Annotated in this window: 19 protein-coding genes and 1 pseudogene; 12 read left to right on the plus strand and 8 right to left on the minus strand. The window is 52.0% G+C overall.

The features are described from left to right. Positions 1-292 precede the first annotated feature (292 nt). The 3 genes and pseudogenes from BMX58_RS07165 (at position 293) to BMX58_RS07175 (ending at position 2,729) form a co-directional block, all read left to right on the plus strand. Positions 293-1,066 carry an IclR family transcriptional regulator gene (locus BMX58_RS07165; protein WP_068623181.1) on the plus strand — a complete coding sequence of 258 codons (774 nt, stop codon included), beginning with the start codon at positions 293-295 and terminating at the stop codon, positions 1,064-1,066. A gap of 114 nt (positions 1,067-1,180) precedes the next feature. Beyond that, positions 1,181-1,324, plus strand: a pseudogene (locus BMX58_RS14920) (group II intron reverse transcriptase/maturase); the annotation flags it as partial. 400 nt (positions 1,325-1,724) lie between these two features. Next, positions 1,725-2,729 carry a sugar kinase gene (locus tag BMX58_RS07175; protein WP_068623179.1) on the plus strand — a complete coding sequence of 335 codons (1,005 nt, stop codon included), beginning with the start codon at positions 1,725-1,727 and terminating at the stop codon, positions 2,727-2,729. Positions 2,730-2,938: 209 nt separating this feature from the next. Here the strand turns inward: BMX58_RS07175 and BMX58_RS07180 are convergent, their stop codons facing one another. From BMX58_RS07180 to aroE, 6 genes are all read right to left on the minus strand, one after another. After that, positions 2,939-3,163: a hypothetical protein gene (locus BMX58_RS07180; protein WP_068623178.1), complete on the minus strand. Its 225-nt coding sequence runs from the start codon at positions 3,161-3,163 to the stop codon at positions 2,939-2,941. A 20-nt stretch (positions 3,164-3,183) separates the two neighbouring features. After that, positions 3,184-3,627: a GNAT family N-acetyltransferase gene (locus tag BMX58_RS07185; RefSeq protein WP_068623177.1), complete on the minus strand. Its 444-nt coding sequence runs from the start codon at positions 3,625-3,627 to the stop codon at positions 3,184-3,186. Further along, complete coding sequence (locus BMX58_RS07190; protein WP_068623176.1) at positions 3,624-4,361, minus strand: DUF2238 domain-containing protein; 738 nt, start codon at positions 4,359-4,361, stop codon at positions 3,624-3,626. The genes BMX58_RS07185 and BMX58_RS07190 overlap by 4 nt, the downstream gene beginning before the upstream one ends. 159 nt (positions 4,362-4,520) lie before the next feature. After that, positions 4,521-5,381 carry a prephenate dehydrogenase gene (locus BMX58_RS07195; protein WP_239420557.1) on the minus strand — a complete coding sequence of 287 codons (861 nt, stop codon included), beginning with the start codon at positions 5,379-5,381 and terminating at the stop codon, positions 4,521-4,523. Continuing rightward, positions 5,365-5,895: a shikimate kinase gene (locus BMX58_RS07200; protein ID WP_084253935.1), complete on the minus strand. Its 531-nt coding sequence runs from the start codon at positions 5,893-5,895 to the stop codon at positions 5,365-5,367. The genes BMX58_RS07195 and BMX58_RS07200 overlap by 17 nt, the downstream gene beginning before the upstream one ends. Positions 5,896-5,913: 18 nt before the next feature. Beyond that, complete coding sequence (aroE, locus tag BMX58_RS07205; protein WP_068623174.1) at positions 5,914-6,723, minus strand: shikimate dehydrogenase; 810 nt, start codon at positions 6,721-6,723, stop codon at positions 5,914-5,916. Positions 6,724-7,175: 452 nt separating this feature from the next. On the opposite strand from aroE, the gene aroF reads away from it, so the two are divergent. The 7 genes from aroF (at position 7,176) to BMX58_RS07240 (ending at position 14,231) form a co-directional block, all read left to right on the plus strand. Then, entirely contained in the window at positions 7,176-8,201 is a 1,026-nt protein-coding gene (gene aroF / locus BMX58_RS07210; RefSeq protein WP_068623173.1) for a 3-deoxy-7-phosphoheptulonate synthase, read from the plus strand. Between the two features lie 50 nt (positions 8,202-8,251). Then, complete coding sequence (gene aroB, locus BMX58_RS07215) at positions 8,252-9,325, plus strand: 3-dehydroquinate synthase (RefSeq protein ID WP_068623172.1); 1,074 nt, start codon at positions 8,252-8,254, stop codon at positions 9,323-9,325. 60 nt (positions 9,326-9,385) lie between these two features. Beyond that, complete coding sequence (aroA, locus tag BMX58_RS07220) at positions 9,386-10,681, plus strand: 3-phosphoshikimate 1-carboxyvinyltransferase (RefSeq protein ID WP_068623171.1); 1,296 nt, start codon at positions 9,386-9,388, stop codon at positions 10,679-10,681. Beyond that, on the plus strand, positions 10,678-11,775 hold the full coding sequence (gene aroC / locus BMX58_RS07225; protein WP_068623170.1) for a chorismate synthase: 1,098 nt from the start codon (positions 10,678-10,680) through the stop codon (positions 11,773-11,775). The genes aroA and aroC overlap by 4 nt, the downstream gene beginning before the upstream one ends. A gap of 20 nt (positions 11,776-11,795) precedes the next feature. Continuing rightward, positions 11,796-12,941, plus strand: a complete 1,146-nt coding sequence (gene pheA / locus BMX58_RS07230) for a prephenate dehydratase (protein WP_068623169.1) — start codon at positions 11,796-11,798, stop codon at positions 12,939-12,941. 121 nt (positions 12,942-13,062) lie between these two features. Continuing rightward, the gene (locus tag BMX58_RS07235; RefSeq protein ID WP_068623168.1) at positions 13,063-13,587 is read left to right on the plus strand and encodes a transcription repressor NadR; all 525 of its coding nucleotides are present in this window, start codon (positions 13,063-13,065) and stop codon (positions 13,585-13,587) included. Between the two features lie 86 nt (positions 13,588-13,673). Continuing rightward, entirely contained in the window at positions 13,674-14,231 is a 558-nt protein-coding gene (locus BMX58_RS07240) for a hypothetical protein (protein WP_068623167.1), read from the plus strand. Between the two features lie 88 nt (positions 14,232-14,319). Here BMX58_RS07240 and BMX58_RS07245 read toward each other — a convergent pair whose 3' ends face one another. Both BMX58_RS07245 and BMX58_RS07250 read right to left on the minus strand, forming a co-directional pair. Continuing rightward, a complete protein-coding gene (locus BMX58_RS07245) occupies positions 14,320-14,946 on the minus strand; it encodes a carbonic anhydrase (RefSeq protein WP_068623166.1) in 627 nt (208 codons plus the stop codon). Positions 14,947-14,970: 24 nt separating this feature from the next. Then, a complete protein-coding gene (locus tag BMX58_RS07250) occupies positions 14,971-15,882 on the minus strand; it encodes an AEC family transporter (RefSeq protein ID WP_084253929.1) in 912 nt (303 codons plus the stop codon). Positions 15,883-16,063: 181 nt separating this feature from the next. On the opposite strand from BMX58_RS07250, the gene BMX58_RS07255 reads away from it, so the two are divergent. Further along, complete coding sequence (locus tag BMX58_RS07255) at positions 16,064-16,525, plus strand: S-ribosylhomocysteine lyase (protein ID WP_068623165.1); 462 nt, start codon at positions 16,064-16,066, stop codon at positions 16,523-16,525. A gap of 23 nt (positions 16,526-16,548) precedes the next feature. Continuing rightward, positions 16,549-17,661 (plus strand): iron-containing alcohol dehydrogenase family protein, encoded by a 1,113-nt coding sequence (locus BMX58_RS07260; protein ID WP_068623164.1) that lies wholly within the window; start codon positions 16,549-16,551, stop codon positions 17,659-17,661. Positions 17,662-17,722: the final 61 nt, after the last annotated feature.

Genomic DNA, 17,722 nt, shown 5'->3' on the forward strand with positions numbered 1-17,722 from the left:
AAAAAAATAGTAGCACAAACCATGGCCGTGGTTTGTACTACTAATCTTAGTATGTTTGTGCATCCGAACATAGTGTGCGTAAACGCGGGACAGAACGCAGCCCCTGGCTCCACTTCACGAACAATGCTCGAATGGCCTGCAGCCATTCTGCGCTTGTTCGCTCCAGTGGTCCGGAGCTAAACGCGTTCTGTCCCGCTCTCTTTTGTGTTGCTTATTTGGAAATAATTCTGTACGGAATATTCGTTTTGGAGTAAACTGTTTCTGAATAGGAAACCGTGGAGGGGTGTCAAAAATGGAAGAAGAGAAAAAACCATACGGGACGGTTCTGCTGAAAGCAGCCAAAATCATTGATAATTTGTCGAACAGCAAGGAGGCCCAGAGCCTGGCCGCCATCGCAGCGAGCACGGGCCTGACCAGCCCGACGGCACTGAAAATTCTGGATACGCTGCTGCTGATCGGCTATGTCGAAAAGGATGAACAGACAAAGCGTTTCACGTTGGGCAGCGCGCTGATCCGCCATGCCAACAACCGCTTGGCGAATCTGGACATCATCAAAATCACCAATCCGTACTTGCGGAATCTGCAGGCCAGTCTGGACGAAACCGTCCATCTGGGCATCCTCGATAAGGATGAAGTACTCTATGTCAACAAGCTCGAGACCCAAAAAGCGATCGCCAACATCAATTCGCGGATCGGCAACACCAACCATCTCTACAGTTCCGCGATGGGAAAGGCGCTGCTGGCCGCATTCAGCGAGGATGAATTTGCGGCATATCTGGACCGGGTCGAACTGGTCGCGGCCACCCCGAACACGATAACGGATCGGGCTGTCCTGGAAGCGGAAATCAGGAACGTCCAAACGGCGGGATTTGCCACCGATGACGAAGAGAACGATCTGGATGTCATCTGCATCGGGGCGGCGCTCGTGGCCGACCACAAAATCTATGGCGCTTTCAGCGTCAGTACGCCGAAATACCGTTTCGAGCGCGAGAAGACTATCGAGAAGGTTTTGGAAACGAAAAAGAATCTGTTGGCCGAATTGAGCAGAAGGAACACTTTTGGCTGATGATTTGAGCTGTTTTACCTCGCCAAAAATGCTTTTGGCGGGGTATTTCTGATGTGCGCCCGGCATGGGTGATAACTTGGTGGTGAAAGTCCACTACAGGCTTTGCAGTAGGAACTGCATGAACTGGATAAGGAGTTGGAACAACGAGGGCACCGTTTCGTTCGCTTCGCCGATGACTTCGTAATCTTTGTAAAAACAAAGAGAGCAGGCGAGCGGGTTCTTGAGAGCGTCACTCGCTTTATCGAGAAAGACATTAAGTCACCTGGCAGAGTCTGCTTACTCAAGATACTGAACCGCCGTGTACGGAACCATACGCACGGTGGTGTGAGAGGTCGGAGCCTAAAGGCTCCTCCTACTCGATTCGTATATTCAATTCCCATGGCGTCGAAGCCACAGGGGCTCCAGGGAACTCCGAATGTTAGGCGGCATGCTGCTGTCCAAACAGCAATAAAACAGAAATTCGGTCATATAGGTGTTGAAATAAGCAAAAGGAAACCGTATAATGAAACCAAAGTATTTCCTAAAAGAAAACATTATTTCCTATTTGGAAATTCATTGCGTTTCATATTATGCATTTCAGGGCAGGTGCATCATTCTGGGAAGAAGAATGTAACCGCGTTCAGTTGAAAAATCGAAAAAATCGGGAGCGTGCGGAAAGATGAGTAAAATTTTGACATTGGGCGAAATCATGTTGCGCCTATCTACAGATCCAGGGACATTGATGACTTATTCCACAAATTTCACCGGGCATTACGGCGGCGGGGAGGCGAACGTCGGCATCAGTCTGGCTAATTTTGGCCATGAAGTGGCTTTCGCGAGTAAAGTCCCTTCCAATCCGCTCGGTGTTGCCGTCCGGAAACATCTGAAAAGTTACGGCGTTTGTACGGCATTACTGAGAAAAGGCGGCGAACGTCTGGGTACCTACTATTTGGAGAGCGGCGTCGGGGAACGTGCGGCTTCCGTCGTCTACGACCGGGCGCATTCAAGTTTCTCAAGCATGGAAACATTGGAATGGGATTTCGACGAATTGTTTGAGGACGTCAACCTGTTCCATATTTCCGGCGTTACGGCTGCACTGACCAAAAAATGGGCGAAATGGACGGTCGAATTGGTTCAGGAAGCCAAACGGCGCAGCATCAAAGTCAGCTTCGACATCAACTACCGCGCCAAGCTATGGACGCAAGCGGAATGCGGGGCGTTTCTGCAGCAAGTCCTGCCATTGACCGATTATCTTTCCGCAGGCAAATTGGATGCCCTGTACTTGATGGGGATCCCTGAAAATACGAGCGAGCAGGAAGATGTGACCTACTATTACGAGAAGATGGCGGAAAAGTATCCGAACATCGAAGTTCTGTATTCCACGATCCGCCAGGTGCATTCTGCCAGCCACAATGTGCTGCAAGGGACCATGTGGCGCGACGGAGAGACGACTTTCTCGAATGTCCATACCATCACGCCGATCGTAGACCGGGTAGGCGGCGGGGATGCCTATGCAGCAGGGATCCTGCACGGAATCCTCTCCGGCTATACGGCGGAGCACACCGTCGATTTTGCGATCGCCGCATCCAGCATGAAGCACACGATCCACGGCGACTGCAACCAGTTTTCCGCTGACGAAGTGGAAGACTTCATGAATTCCGATTCCGGAGCGATCAAAAGATAAAAATGTTCACAAAAAGAGCGGGACAGAACGCGTTCAGCCCCGGACCACTGGAGCGGACAAGCGCAGGCTGGCTGTAAGCCATCCGAGCATTGTTCGTGAAGTGGAGCCAGGGGCTGCGTTCTTTTCCGCGTTTAAGCAAATTATGTTCGGACGCAGAAAAAGGCCGGGATTTTCTCCCGGCCTTTTTCGGCGGTGCCGCTTGGGCTTTTTCAGATGAATTCGCTGTCGTATTGCGTCTCCATCTGTTTCATTTCGTGGTAGCTCACTTGGTCGAGCGTCATGGAAGCCAACAGCAGGTTGAAATCTTCACGGGCTTCCGGATCGGCGGCATCCCAGATGAGTGTATGTGCCGCCTCATCTTCGCCGAGATCCTCCGAAAAATCGACCATGCTGGCGCGCCATTTGATGTAAGCTTCGTATTGTCCGGGTTTCATTCCTTGTCCTCCAATTTGTTTCATTTCATGATGTTGATCATTTCGATTTCGCGTTTCTCGAGATCGGTGCCGCGCTTCATGAAGCCGGCGTTTTCAAGCGCCGCGCGCCCCCACTGGTTGCCGATCTGGGTGAATGCCTGCAGCAGCGAGCAGTCGAATTGGGTTTCGATCCACTTCACGACTTCCCGGATGCTTTCCGAACCGAAACCTTTGGATTGGAAAGGCTGGCCGATCATGACCTGCTCAAGCGTCATGATTGCGGCCTTTTTTTCTTTTTTGACGAAAGCCAAGCCGACCATTTCCTCCTCGGCGTAAAGGGCGATCGGAAACAATTCCTGCGGTTGGACATAGGCCGATGCAATCATTTCCGCATTCGTCCTGACGTATTTGCGCTGCCAATCATCGACGGATAACGCAAGTGCAGCTTCGATATTTTCTTTAGAAAGGTTTTGTATACTGATCATTTTTTACCCCTTTTCCGTTTCAGTTTGTCCATTTCGTTATTTTTGGGTTCAGTTTCGAAGGTGATGAGATAGGCTTCCATCCAGTTGCCGCTGCTCTTCAAGGCAAAGTAGCCGAGGATGGCGACGATCGCTGCTGCGCTGCAGTTCACGATCAGGTCACCCATCGTGTCCATCAGGGCTGCCTGACCGATCAACGGGACACCCTCGACGGTAGCGGTCCGCTGCGTGTTCTGGCCCAAAACACTGTCGGCAAAAAATTCATAGAATTCCCAGAGCACACCGATCGTGGTCGCCAGACAAAAAGAAAAAAGCGAAGACAGCACCGGCGTCAGGTTCAGCCTCTCGATGCCCCCCTCCTGCAGGTTGGCGACAACGGAAAAGCCGAGCACCGCGAACAGAGCGGAACTCAAGGCATGCTGGACGGTGTCCCATTCGGCGACCGTGTCGTAGAATCCGCCCAGGCTGCCCAGCAGGAGAGCCATAAAGAGGAACACTGCATAGATGAAACTAATCCTTTGCGGCAAGAGGATGCGCGTGTGTTTCTCAAGGAGCGAAGGGAAGAGCAGGGCGATCAGCCCGAAACCGACCTGAACAAGCCGCAGGAAATGATCGGCTTGCTCCGCAGTGCCCATCGTTTGGATCAACCGCACGAATTCATATCCGGTGAGCAGGATGAAGCTTGCAAAGATTAAAAGGACAACAGCATAACTGAATTTTTTCAGCGTTTCACGCATGGTTTTTCAGCCCTCTTTCGGTTACTCGATGCATCTATCAGCTACTCTCATTTTAGTCGACTTCAGAGGGATTCGCAACTTGCCGAGCCGCTTTTGAACCACAAAAAAAAGATGCCCTCAAGGCATCTTTTTTGCAGCGGATGTACCGGCAGCTTGCGCTTAACGGTCAAATTTTTCCCGGCGCTTGGTTGATTTGATGAAAAGTTGTTTCAAAGCAACGCTGTCGTCGTACTTGATTGCATCTTTGATCAGGTCCAGCTGATCCTCGAACGTCTGGATGCTGCTCAGCAGATTGTCTTTGTTTTCCAGAAAAAGTTCGCTCCACAGCTCTTCATTGATTTTGGCGATCCGGGTCAACTCGCGGTAACTGTCGCCGGTGAACTTCTCGGTTTCGCGGCCCTCGACATCGCTGTTCACCAAAGCCACCGCGATCGCATGCGGCAATTGGCTGGTGAAGGCGATCATCTCATCGTGGTAATCCGCCGAAATGCGCGTGATCCGGCCGAAGCCCATTTCCATGATCAAAGCTTCCAGGAAAGCCAGGTTTTCTTCCTTGTTGGACGGGACCGGCGTCAGGATATAATTCGCTCCCTTGTAGACGGAGTTGCTGGCGAAATCGATCCCTTTCTTTTCGCGTCCGGCCATCGGGTGACCGAAGATGAAGTCGATCGAAGCGGGCAGAACGGACAGGATATCTTCGATGAAGAATTTTTTGACGCCTGTCGCATCGGTCAGGATCGAACCCGGCTTGAAATGATGCTGATGGGTGACGATGAAGTCGTGCACCAGACGAGGGTAGAGCGAAAAAATCACCAAATCGGATTGCGGCAGGATGTCTTTCCCGTCCCGGTAGCCTTCCTTGATGAGCTGTTGCGCTTTGGCTTTGTCCAGCGTCGCCTGATCGATGTCGATGCCGTACAGATTGCGGTAGCCGGCATCGTGGAGAGCCATCGCGAAAGACCCGCCGATAACGCCCAGGCCGACGATCGTGATGTTCAGCTCTTTATTGGGGATTGTCATGAGCGCTGCCTCCTTTTCCCGAACCATAATGGTGGGCGATGATTTCGTCAGCAACCTCTTCCAGAGGCTTATCGTTCTTGATGATGCAATCCGCTGCATCCTGATAAAGGGCCTCGCGTTCGGCTTTCAGGGCATGGATCCGCTCCAGCCCATCTTTCAGCAGCGGACGGTGGGATACCTCGATGTCATGCGAGATGTCTTCGACAGAGCGGTCGATGTAGTAGACTGTTCCGTTCCGCTTCAAGGCTACGATGTTTTCGTTGCGCTTGACGACACCGCCGCCCGTGCTGACGATCGTATCCTCGAAATCCGCAATTTTTTTATAGGCTTCCGATTCGATGCTGCGGAAATGGTCTTCGCCTTCTTGAAAGAGTTCAGTGATGCTTTTGCCGGTCTTTTCTTCAATGAAAGCATCCGAATCGATGAAACGGTAACCGGTTATGTTGCTCAATAATTTGCCTAAAGTCGTCTTGCCTGCACCAGGCAGTCCGATCAGGATGATATTTTTTCCCAATTCCTTCACCTATTCCTGTTATGATGTTATTTTGTCATAGATTTCTTGGTTCAATGCAAGATCGAAAGACCGTTCCAGCCAGATTTCCTCGGATTTGATGCCTTGATGCACCAGCATCTCCAGACCGTTGCAGGTCTTCAATGCGGCTGTTTTTGCCAGACGGAGGAACTCGGTCTCCTGCGGGTTGTAGATCAGATCCACCGCTGCAGTGAAGTGGCTGATCACTTCCAACGGGACCGCGCTGATGCCGATGTTGTCAGGGAACATGCCGAGCGGCGTCGTGTTGATGATGAGATCGCCCGTGATATCCGCGATTTCGTCATAATTCATCAGGGCGATGCGGGAGTCGTCCGGAAGGTCAGTCAACGAGCCTTTTTTGCGTGAAACGATGATAATCTTGTTGATGCCATTATCCAGCAAATAGAGCACGACTGCCTTTGCTGAACCGCCGAAACCCAAAACCATGGCCGTCTTGTTTTCGACCGCGATGCCGTGGGAAGCCAACATGGTGCCGAATCCGTAATAATCGGTATTGGCGCCATACAGTTTGCCGTTTTTGACTTTGATCGTATTGACCGCACCGATGCGCGTGGCTTCCGGTGTGATCTCATCCAGGTAGGGCATCACGGCCTGTTTGTAGGGGATCGTCACGTTCACGCCGACAAATTCCAGCACGCGGATCCCTTCGATCGCCGACCCCAATTCGTCAGGGGATAGTTCAATATGTTTATAGCCGGCATCCAGTCCGATCCGGTCAAAAAAAGCCGAATGGATTCTTTCTGAATAACTGTGGCTCAGATGTTCGCCGAATAATCCGAAAAATTGCATCAATTTCACTCCTTTTAGGAAAGTGTAGATTATCGCCCCCTAAATTTCAATACCTAGATTAAATTAAAAAAAAATTAAAAAAGGCTTGCAATGATGAGAGTGTTTGTTATAATGATGGAAATCAGTCGTTTTCATTATGAGTCCAGCTGGTTAAATGATACACAAGAGAAGAGGTCTCCCGATGGGTTCCACGCACGCTATCAATCTTTTACAAACAAACTTTTACTTTACATACTTTACATTCTGGGGCTTTTATTTTAGCGCTGGATATTTTGTTTGCAAAAAATTGCATAGAGCGAATATGAGAAACATCAGAGGATGCGAAAAATAGTTTGCAGGACGGATTGTCGGGCAACAGCATTTTTGGATAACGAAGCTTAACGCGGTGCTCATATGATATGGGCACCGTTTTTTATTTTTTTAAAGCAAAAACAAACTAGGAGGAACAAGACATGATCATCATTTTGAAGAAAACAGCCAAACAAGAGGAAATCAACGAACTGACAAAACGCTTGACCGACAAAGGAGTCATCGTGAGCCCGGTCATCGGCGAAACCATGACCATTTTGGGCCTGGTGGGAGATACTTCGAAAGTATCGATGGACTCCATCCAGCAACACCATATCGTCGAACGTGTACTGAAAGTTCAGGAGCCTTACAAAAAGGCGAACCGCAAATTCCATCCGGACGATACGGTTGTCGAAATCGACGGCCAACGCATCGGTAACGGCTACTTCGGCGTGATTGCAGGGCCTTGTTCCGTTGAAGGCGAAGAACAGATCATCAACATCGCGCAACGCGCAAAAGCGGCAGGCGCCAACTTCCTCCGCGGCGGAGCCTTCAAACCGCGCACATCCCCGTACAGCTTCCAAGGTTTGGAATTGGAAGGCTTGCGGTTGCTGAAACTGGCGAAGGAAGCGACCGGATTGCCGATCGTAACTGAATTGATGTCAACAAAATTCGTCGATGAGTTCGAGGCGGATGTCGATCTGATCCAAATCGGCGCACGCAACATGCAGAACTTCGATCTGTTGAAGGAAGTCGGCAAGACAAAGACGCCAGTGCTGCTGAAGCGCGGCCTTTCCGCAACTTACGAAGAATGGTTGATGTCGGCTGAATACATCATGTCCGAAGGGAACGAGAACGTCATCCTTTGCGAACGCGGCATCCGCACTTACGAGACGGAAACGCGCAATACCTTGGATATCCAAGCCGTCCCGGTCATCCAAAAATTATCCCATTTGCCGATCATCATCGATCCGAGCCATGCAGGCGGCTCCTCATACCTGGTTCCGTCGATGTCCAAAGCAGCGGTCATGTCCGGCGCGAACGGCCTGATGGTGGAAATCCACCACGATCCTGAGAACGCATGGAGCGATGGCCAACAGTGCCTGAACCCGAATGAATTCGATGAGTTGATGGCTGTCGTAAAACAATTGATTGCCATTGAAGGCAAGCATTTGGATGCGGTAAAATAAAGGAAGCATGTTCCTTGAAACACAACCAAATCTGAATGAGGAGTGAAACAATGGCTGAATTACATGTAGGACTCGGCAAGAACAGCTATACGATCCTGATCGAAAATGGCTTGCGCCACCGTCTTCCTGAAGAAATCAAAAACATCTACAGCGGCAAGAAAATCGCCATCATCACGGACCATAACGTCAATGCGCACTATGGGACCCAACTGGAGGAAGGACTGCAGGCTGCCGGATTCGAGACGCTTGTGGTCGCCTTGCCGCCCGGTGAGCAGACGAAAGATTTCCAGATGCTTCCGCAGATCTATGACCAATTGCTGGACTTCCAACTGAACCGCAGCGAATTGATCATCGCCTTGGGCGGCGGGGTTATCGGGGATTTGGCAGGCTTTGCGGCCGCCAGCTTCCTGCGTGGAGTGCCTTTCATCCAGATCCCGACCTCCTTGTTGGCTCAAGTGGACAGCAGCATCGGCGGCAAGGTCGGCGTCGATCTGGCAAGAGGCAAGAATCTGGTCGGGGCTTTCAACCAACCGAAGAAAGTGTTCATCGATCCGGAGGTGCTGAGCACGTTGCCGGACCATTATTTCCGTGACGGTCTCGGGGAAGTCATCAAATACGGCTGCATCAAGGATGCCGAATTTTTCAGCTTCCTGCAGACGCTGCATACCCGCGAAGAGATGATGGCGCATATCGAACGGATCCTCTATACGTGCTGCGACATCAAACGCAGAGTTGTGGAAGCGGACGAAAAGGATACCGGCGAACGGATGCTGCTGAACTTTGGCCACACAATCGCGCACGCGCTGGAGACGTACACCAATTATGCGAAATATTCGCACGGGGAAGCGGTGGCGATCGGCATGGTCGCGATCACACGCCTTTCCGAGAAGAAAGGCTTCACCGTACCGGGGACGGCTGCAGCAATCGAAGCGTTGGCGAAACAAGTCGGGCTGCCTACGGAGCTGCACATCGAGACAATCGATCTGGACAGCTTATTGGCGATCATGACCTTGGACAAGAAGAATCTGGACGATCATCTGAAAGTCATCCTGTTGAAGGAAATCGGCGTCAGCTACGTTCAGGATGAAACCATTGCCTTCTTTGATGAACTGGAGAACATGTAGAACTATACTATAGAAGAAACAGAAAAAAACAAAATCGAGGGAACAAACAGGAGGATTACAATGGATTTGACGATACAGCCACACAAGCTATCGGGAACAGTGACTGTCCCGCCTTCAAAAAGCCTGGCGCACCGTGCAGTCATCTGTGCAGCGCTTTCCGATGGCATCTGCAAGATCGAAAATATCGCGCTTTCGGATGACATCATCGCAACTACGGAGGCCATGAAGGCTTTCGGAGCAGTCATCGAGCAGGACGGCAGCACTTTGACCATTAAGGGCGCGGGCCAATACGTCACAGCAGCAAAAGCTGATGAGGGCGCTACTGCCGCTGAGCAACTGATCGACTGCAATGAGTCCGGATCGACGCTGCGTTTTGTCGTGCCGATTTCGACGCTTTTCCAAGGCACGACCCGCTTCGTTGGCAGAGGGAACCTGGGCAAACGCCCGTTGACCATCTTCTACGATATTTTCGAGGAACAAGGCGTCTCTTACCAAGCGACCGAAGGCGAATTGGATCTGGTCGTCGACGGAAACCTGAAACCGGGGCATTTCTCGTTCCCGGGAAATGTCAGCTCACAATTCATCACCGGTTTGCTGTTCACCTTGCCTTTACTGGACGGGGATTCGGTCATCACAATCACGACGCCGCTTGAATCGATCGGCTATATCGATTTGACGTTGGATGTCATGAACGCTTTCGGTGTGGCCATCGAACACGAAGGCCATCAAGTTTTCCGGATTTCCGGCGGCCAGTCCTACAAAGCGACCGATTACCGCGTCGAAGGCGACTATTCCCAAGCAGCTTTCTTCCTTTGCGCAGACGCATTGGGCAATGACCTGCTCGTGGACGATCTGTCGATGGATTCGCTGCAAGGGGACCGCGCTGTCGTTTCGATCCTGGAGGCGATGGGAGTATCTTTCGAACGGCAAGGCAACGGTTTGATCGGCACGGCAGCTGCCGGACTGCACGGCACGCTGATCGATGCGGCGCAATGCCCGGACATCATCCCGGTCGTCGCGATGACGGCATGCCTGAGCGAAGGCAGAACGGAGATCATCAACGCCGGCAGACTGCGCATCAAGGAATGCGATCGTCTGGAAGCCACTGCCAGCGAACTGAAGAAGCTGGGCGCCGACATCGAAGAGCTGCCGGAAGGCCTATTGATCCACGGCGTCAAATCGCTGAAGGGCGGAGAGACGGTCTGGAGCCATAAGGATCACCGCATCGCGATGATGCTGGCGATCGCTGCGACCGTCTGCGAGCAGCCGATCACGGTGAAGGATGCCGAGTGCGTTTCAAAATCATATCCCAATTTTTGGGAAGACTATAAAGCAATAGGGGGCAAGATACAATGAGTGGTGTATTCGGGAATAAATTAAAGGTATCCATCTTCGGGGAATCCCATGGCTCCGCAATCGGCGTCACCATCGACGGTTTGCCGCCAGGGCATGAGATAGATATGGACAACGTTCTCCAGGAAATGAAACGAAGAGCGCCGGGCCAAGGGGCTCTGACGACTCCAAGAAAAGAAAAAGATCAGCCTGAAATCCTGAGCGGCTACTTCAACGGCAGGACGACCGGCAGCCCGCTTGCCGCGATCATCCGCAACAGCGATACGCGTTCAAAAGACTACAGCCAGATGAAAAAATTGATGCGTCCCGGCCAAGCCGATTATCCCGGCTATGTCCGTTACGACGGCTTCAACGACTACCGCGGCAGCGGCCATTTTTCCGGCCGGATCACAGCTCCGTTGGTTTTCGCTGGCGCCATCGCCAAGCAGTTGCTTGCCAAGCAGGGCATCACCATCGGCGGGCACGTCAAGAGCGTCGCCAAAATCCAGGACGACAGTTTCCTGAATACGGAAGTCACGCCGGAAATGCTGAAAAGCTTTGCCGGCAAAGAACTGCCGTTGTTGAACGAGTCGCTTGAGGACGAAATGCGCAACCTGATCCGGGAAGCAAAAGCCAGCGGCGATTCTGTCGGCGGTACCGCTGAAATCTGTGTATTGGGAATCCCGGCAGGGGTCGGCAACCCCTTCTTTGATTCCGTGGAGTCCGTTCTGGCGCATATCCTGTTCTCTGTGCCGGCCATCAAAGGTCTGGAATTCGGCAGCGGCTTCGGCATCGCCGAGATGCTCGGATCGGAAGCGAACGATTCCTACTATTATGACGGCGATCAGATCAAGACGCGCACGAACCATAACGGCGGTGTTTTGGGCGGCATTACGGACGGCATGCCGATCATCTTCAAAGTGGCGGTCAAGCCGCCAGCCTCAATCACAAAACTGCAGCAAACGATCAATATCGAAGACAAAACGGATGCGGAGCTTTCCGTTGAAGGCAGACATGATCCGATCATCGTTCCGCGTGCCATTCCTGTATTGGAAGCCGTGACAGCGATCGCGATCCTGGATCTGCTGCTGGATTCCAAATTCTACAAATACGACTGAGAACGGAGTGGAAGGCGAGTATGACGGATTTAGAAGACTATCGCAAAAAGTTGGATGCCATCGATCGGGAGCTTGTGGCCCTGTTCGAAAAGCGGATGCAGATTTCCCAAGCCATCGGCAATTACAAATTGGCGCATGATTTGCCGATCTTTGATGAAGGCCGCGAGCAGCAGGTCGTGGAACAAAATCTCACCCATCTGCAGGGTGATGAGTTTGCGGTGCAGACGCATCATTTCCTGGATACGATCATGGATCTTTCGAAGGAAGTCCAAAAGGATGTCCGGGCAGCCTCGAACGACTACGAGCAGCTTTTTGCGATCCACGAGCCGAAAGCGCAGGCCCAGATCGGTTATTTCGGTGAGACGGGTTCGTTCTGCGAAGAAGCGATGTTGGCCTATTTCAAGACAGCGCCCCGCGATCCGAAAAACTACCATACCTTCGAATCATTGTTCCTGGCCATCCAGGACGGGGAGATCGATTATGGCGTTCTGCCAGTGGAAAATTCTTCTACCGGCGCGATTTCGCAAGTGCTCGATCTGTTGTACAAATACGGCCTGTCCATCGTGGGCGAGCAATACGTCAAAATCGAGCAGCACCTGATCGGCTTGGAAGGGACCGACCTTGGGCAGATCGAGGAAGTCTATTCGCATCCGCAAGGCTTCCAGCAATCCACCGATTATTTCAAGGAACATGAGCAGTGGCGCCAGATTCCGTTCCACAGCACTTCCGACAGCGCAAAAATGGTGAAGGACTCCGGTGATGTGCACAAAGGCGCCATCGCCAGCAGAAGGGCCGCGCAGATCCACGGCCTTGCGATTCTGGCGGAAAGCATCCAGAACCAGAGCGAAAATACGACCCGCTTCATCATCGTCGGCAAGGATCTCGAATCGAATCCGCGTTGCAACAAAGTCAGCGTAGTATTTTCTTTGGACAACCAAGCCGGGACCCTGTTCAAGCTGCTGCGCCATTTCGCGCGCTACCACATCAACCTGATCAAAATCGAGTCCCGCCCGGTCGAAGGGGAGAAATGGGAATACCTGTTGTACCTTGATTTCGAAGGCAACATCGCCGACGAGAATGTCCATGAAGCCCTGCGCTTCATCCACCGGAGCAGCGTCTATTTCCGCTTGCTGGGCTGCTACCTCGCCGCAACCGAAAACAAATAGGGAAAAGCCAGCAATCACCGCTATCTGCGTGCGTTGCCGGCTTTTTGTTTTCCGATTCTTGCAGTCCATCGCAAAAATAGGTACTATAAAGAAGAGAACGCGTTACGGAAGGGTGAGGTTTGTGAAAGCAGCAGAGAGACGAAATGAAATCATCAAAATATTGGAGGCCACGGATCAGCCGGTGAATGCCACCCAATTGGCCGAACTGTTGTCGGTCAGCCGTCAGGTCATCGTGGGCGATATCGCATTGATCCGCGCCAAAGGGATTGAGATCCTTGCAACGCCCAGAGGCTATCTTTCAGCGAATGCCTTCAAAGGCGAAGGCAGCACGTATACGGGCAAAATTGCCTGCCAGCACGCGCAGGCGGAGGCAGTGACGGAACTGAACATCATCGTGGACAACGGCGGAGAAGTCGTGGATGTCCAGGTCGAGCATCCGGTCTATGGCACGCTGACCGGGGAACTGCACATCCGATCGCGCCATGACGTCATCGACTTCATGAAAAAAATCGCCTCAAACGAAGCAGCGATGCTGTCTTCGCTGACGGGCGGCGTGCATCTGCACACGCTCGCCTGCAAGGATGAGGATACCTTTCTGCGCATCAAAAAGGAATTGCAGGAAGCGGGCATCCTTTATTCCGGATGAAAATAGGCTTGACAACTCCTGAAAAGGTTATATAATATATTACAACTGTCAAGACAGTTGTAAACAACCTTGGAGGGATTGGCGAAATGAATACACGTACACAAACGAAGCACATTACGATAGCTGCTCTACTGATTGCGATAGGGATCCTGATTCCGATGATCTCCCCTTTAAAAATAATTCTGGAACCGGCATCCTTCACATTGGCCAGCCACGTGGCGACGATGATCGCCATGTTCCTGTCACCCGGCATCGCGGTTGCGGTGGCATTCGGGACAGCGGTCGGCTTTATGCTGGGCGGCTTTCCGTTGGTGGTAGTCCTGCGCGCAGCGACGCACATGATCTTCTCCTATGTGGGTGCGAAATACATCCAAAAACACCCGGAAATGGCGCATGACATCAAAAAATCATTGCTGTTCAGCTTGGTGCTTGGCATTCTGCATGCCGGTTGCGAAGTCATCGTCGTCAGCCTGTTCTATTTTGCGGGGAACCTTACCGAAGCTTACTACGATAAAGGGCTGCTCACCTCCGTCATGCTGCTTGTCGGCGTCGGAACCGTCATCCACAGCATGGTCGATTATTGGCTGGCTCAAATCGTCTGGAAAGCAGTCGGCAAAAAGGCCTTTCCGGTCCGCTCGTTGTAGCCCGGATTGAATAGAAAATGAAAAGGACGCATCCCGAAGTTGTCGGGTGCGTCCTTTTTCTGTGCGTTGCATCTGTGCTTTATTGCTCTTAACCGTTGCCCAGCAGAAATTCGCCTTTTTTGCGGTCGTAAATAAAAACTTCGCCGGTCTCGATGATGTAGTGCCATCCGCTGATCTTCAGCTTGCCTGACTTCATTTTTTCGGCTATGTACGGGAATGTTATCAAGTGCTTCAGCTGCTCGACGATATTGCCTTGCTCCATCATCCAAGCCCGCGCTTCTGGTTCGGATTCCGGGATTTCCTTGAGGACGCGGTCGCGGACCGGATGGATCAGTTCCAGCCATTTGCGGGTGTGCGGCAATTCTTCCAGTTTGCCCTCGGGGTGCAGGCAAGCGGCACAGCCGCCGCAGTTGGAATGGCCGCAGATGATGATGTTTTCGACACCCAATGCCAAGACGGCGTATTCGATGGCGGATGTCGTCGCCACGTATTCGGTGGTCATCCGGTAAGGGGGCACGATATTGGCGATGTTCCGGATGATGAACAATTCCCCCGGCAGCGTTCCGGTGATCATATTTGGATCGATACGCGAATCGGAACAGGAAATAAAGAGGGTATGGGGTTTCTGGGAAGCTTTCAGACCCTTGAACAGTTCGCGATGCGATTCAAAATCCCCTCTCCTGAAATTGACGATTCCTTCTAATAACTTTTCCATGCGCATACCTTCTTTCTGAATTGATTAGCCGAACAACAGTTGTGCCAATTGCACGATGATCGGAATGGTAAATAGGGACAATAAGGTGGTCAGGACCACGAGCCGCGCGCCGTATTCGTAGTCCCCGCCGAACAGCCGTCCAAGGATGGCTGTGTTTGTTGCTGACGGAGCGCAGGAAGCGATTGTGAGGACGATTTCCACCTTGTAATCATCGATCGGCAACAAATAGATGATCCCGATCGATACGAGGGCGGTGGCAATCAGGCGCAGAAATGTGGTCCAATAGGCTTTCGGGAAAGCGAATAATTCCGAAAAGTTGCTGTTGGCGATGTAGCTGCCGAGGATGATCATGGCCAACGGCGTATTCAAAGCCGCCAAGCTGTCGACCGATTTCCAAAGAAAAGCCGGGACCGGGAAGCGGCTGATATAGAAGAACAAACCGATGGCAGCCCCGATCATGCCCGGGTTGAGGATGGTCTGCCGCAGCGTCATCGCTTTCTTGTCCCCGGATATCAGGTATTGGCCGTACGTCCATTGCGTGATATTGTTGGCCATAATGTAGCCGGACATGAAAAAGACGCCCTCATAGCCCACTGTCGCGAGCACCAACGGGATGCCGACGAAACCGGCATTCGGGAAAATCGTGGCATACTTATCGATCTGATCCTCTTTTTTCAATAACACACGGACGAGGAACACGCGGATGGAAATTGTCAGAAAAGCCGCTAAAGTCGCCCACAGCAGCAATTTCAAACGCTGCCCATCAAAATCGGCATTGAACGAGGTGATCATGGTCGCGGGCATCACAAACAAGGAGAGGATGGTCGATATCTGGCGCGTCCCTTCGCTGGTGATGACGTTCGTCCGGATCAGAATGAAACCAAAGAACATGATGCTGAACATCGTCAGCAACTGTTGGAAAACGATGCCTATCAAAGTGGTGCGGCACTCCTTTCATGAGCAGAACATATTTTTAGCGATAGCTGTTCCTACATGATAACACACCACGTGTTATAATTTTAAGGAAATTCTCATAAATGTCTAGTATAATGTACTGGAATGCATTTTGATGATAAACAAACAACAGCGTGCTGCGCTGAAGAATGGAGAAATATAAATGGCTAAAGTAGAAAGTTTTGAATTGGATCATGATTTGGTGAAGGCGCCATATGTCCGCCAAGCAGGCTATGAGGTGCACGAAACAGGAGCGGTCGTCACAAAATTCGATCTGCGGTTTGTGCAGCCCAACCAGGATGCGTTGCCGACAGGGGCTATGCACACGCTGGAACACTTATTGGCGATCAACATCCGCGACTATGTGGACGGCGTCATCGATTTGTCGCCGATGGGTTGCCGCACCGGGTTCTACATGATCTGTTGGGGCGAACACACGCCTGAAGAAATCGCTTCTGCGTTGGAAAAAGTGCTGCAGATCGTGTTGGAAACGACGGTAGTTCCGGCAACGACTGCGAAGGAATGCGGCAATTACCGCGATCATTCCTTGTTCGGCGCAAAAGAATACGCGAAGCAAGTGTTGGCAGCCGGCATCAGCCGTGACCCCTTCACGCGTACAGTTTAGGCAAACGGAAGGGGGAACGCAACATGACAGCAGAACTGATCGTAAGGACCGGCCCGCAGGAATACGAATGCAGGGAAGGCGTCCTGTCGACTTTGCCGAAACGCCTGGAAGAACGCTTCGTCAAAAATATTTTGATCGTTCACGGGACTGTGTCCTGGCAAAAAGCCCGTCCGTACCTGGAAGATCTCTACGGAGCTGATTTTGCGATCACGGAGGCAGCTTTTTCGGGCGAGTGCAGCTATGAGGAAGTCGAGCGCATCGTCGGGTTGGCCGCTCAGCACGAAAGCGATGCGATCATCGGTGTCGGCGGCGGAAAAATCATGGATGCGGTGAAATACGCGGCGGCAAAAGCCGGATGCATCCTGAATGTGATGATTCCGACGTTGGCCAGTAATTGCGCGCCTTGGACGCCGCTGAGCGTCATGTACAGCGAGGATGGCGTCTTCATCCGCTATGACTTCCTGCCGCAACAAGCTTCGCTTTTGTTGTTGGAACCGCGCTTAATCATCGACTCTCCGAAGGATTTCTTTGTTGCCGGCCTGGCGGATACGTTGGCCAAGTGGTACGAATCGGATGAAATCCTTTCCTTACCCGAGAATGCCCAACAGCCGATGCTGATGATGGCACGCCAAGCGGCTTTCATCTGCAGACAAAGCATCCTTGACCATGCCGAGCTGGCGATCGCCAGCCTGGAGGCGGGGGAAGTGACCGAGGCTTTTGTGAAACTGACGGAAGTCATCACTTCGATCAGCGGCATGGTCGGCGGGATGGGGGACGCTTTTGCGCGCACTACTATCGCCCATGAAATCCACGATGCCATCACCAATTTCCCCGAGTCGCACCATTTCTTGCACGGGCACAAAGTGGCTTATGGAATCATGGTCCAACTGGCTTACGAAAAGAAATGGGCGGAAATCGATAATCTGATTCCGTTCTATGAACACTTAGGCCTTCCGAAGAGCCTCCACGATCTGCATTTGGACAGGCTGGACGCGGATGGCATCATGGAAATCGCCCGCCTGTCAACCAAACCGGAAGCACCGGCGCACGGTCTGCCTTACCTCGTCACTGCCGACTTGATGGACGGAGCAATCCAAGCGCTCGAAGAGTATATGGCCAGCTTGCCTGAACTCTGAAGCAAGAAACAATCGGCGGCTCGGGAACGATTCGGGATTGGACTCAGGTTCCAATCTTTCC

The sequence above is a fragment of the Trichococcus ilyis genome, assembly GCF_900109135.1.
Lineage (GTDB): Bacteria > Bacillota > Bacilli > Lactobacillales > Aerococcaceae > Trichococcus > Trichococcus ilyis.

Excerpts from the sequence above, each read along its gene's own strand:
- BMX58_RS07165 (WP_068623181.1), top strand. The coding sequence starts at position 293 with ATGGAAGAAGAGAAAAAACCATACGGGACGGTTCTGCTGAAAGCAGCC.
- BMX58_RS07175 (WP_068623179.1), top strand. The coding sequence starts at position 1,725 with ATGAGTAAAATTTTGACATTGGGCGAAATCATGTTGCGCCTATCTACA.
- BMX58_RS07180 (WP_068623178.1), bottom strand. The coding sequence starts at position 3,163 with ATGAAACCCGGACAATACGAAGCTTACATCAAATGGCGCGCCAGCATG.
- BMX58_RS07185 (WP_068623177.1), bottom strand. The coding sequence starts at position 3,627 with ATGATCAGTATACAAAACCTTTCTAAAGAAAATATCGAAGCTGCACTT.
- BMX58_RS07190 (WP_068623176.1), bottom strand. The coding sequence starts at position 4,361 with ATGCGTGAAACGCTGAAAAAATTCAGTTATGCTGTTGTCCTTTTAATC.
- BMX58_RS07195 (WP_239420557.1), bottom strand. The coding sequence starts at position 5,381 with ATGACAATCCCCAATAAAGAGCTGAACATCACGATCGTCGGCCTGGGC.
- aroE (WP_068623174.1), bottom strand. The coding sequence starts at position 6,723 with ATGCAATTTTTCGGATTATTCGGCGAACATCTGAGCCACAGTTATTCA.
- aroF (WP_068623173.1), top strand. The coding sequence starts at position 7,176 with ATGATCATCATTTTGAAGAAAACAGCCAAACAAGAGGAAATCAACGAA.
- aroB (WP_068623172.1), top strand. The coding sequence starts at position 8,252 with ATGGCTGAATTACATGTAGGACTCGGCAAGAACAGCTATACGATCCTG.
- aroA (WP_068623171.1), top strand. The coding sequence starts at position 9,386 with ATGGATTTGACGATACAGCCACACAAGCTATCGGGAACAGTGACTGTC.
- aroC (WP_068623170.1), top strand. The coding sequence starts at position 10,678 with ATGAGTGGTGTATTCGGGAATAAATTAAAGGTATCCATCTTCGGGGAA.
- pheA (WP_068623169.1), top strand. The coding sequence starts at position 11,796 with ATGACGGATTTAGAAGACTATCGCAAAAAGTTGGATGCCATCGATCGG.
- BMX58_RS07240 (WP_068623167.1), top strand. The coding sequence starts at position 13,674 with ATGAATACACGTACACAAACGAAGCACATTACGATAGCTGCTCTACTG.
- BMX58_RS07245 (WP_068623166.1), bottom strand. The coding sequence starts at position 14,946 with ATGGAAAAGTTATTAGAAGGAATCGTCAATTTCAGGAGAGGGGATTTT.
- BMX58_RS07255 (WP_068623165.1), top strand. The coding sequence starts at position 16,064 with ATGGCTAAAGTAGAAAGTTTTGAATTGGATCATGATTTGGTGAAGGCG.
- BMX58_RS07260 (WP_068623164.1), top strand. The coding sequence starts at position 16,549 with ATGACAGCAGAACTGATCGTAAGGACCGGCCCGCAGGAATACGAATGC.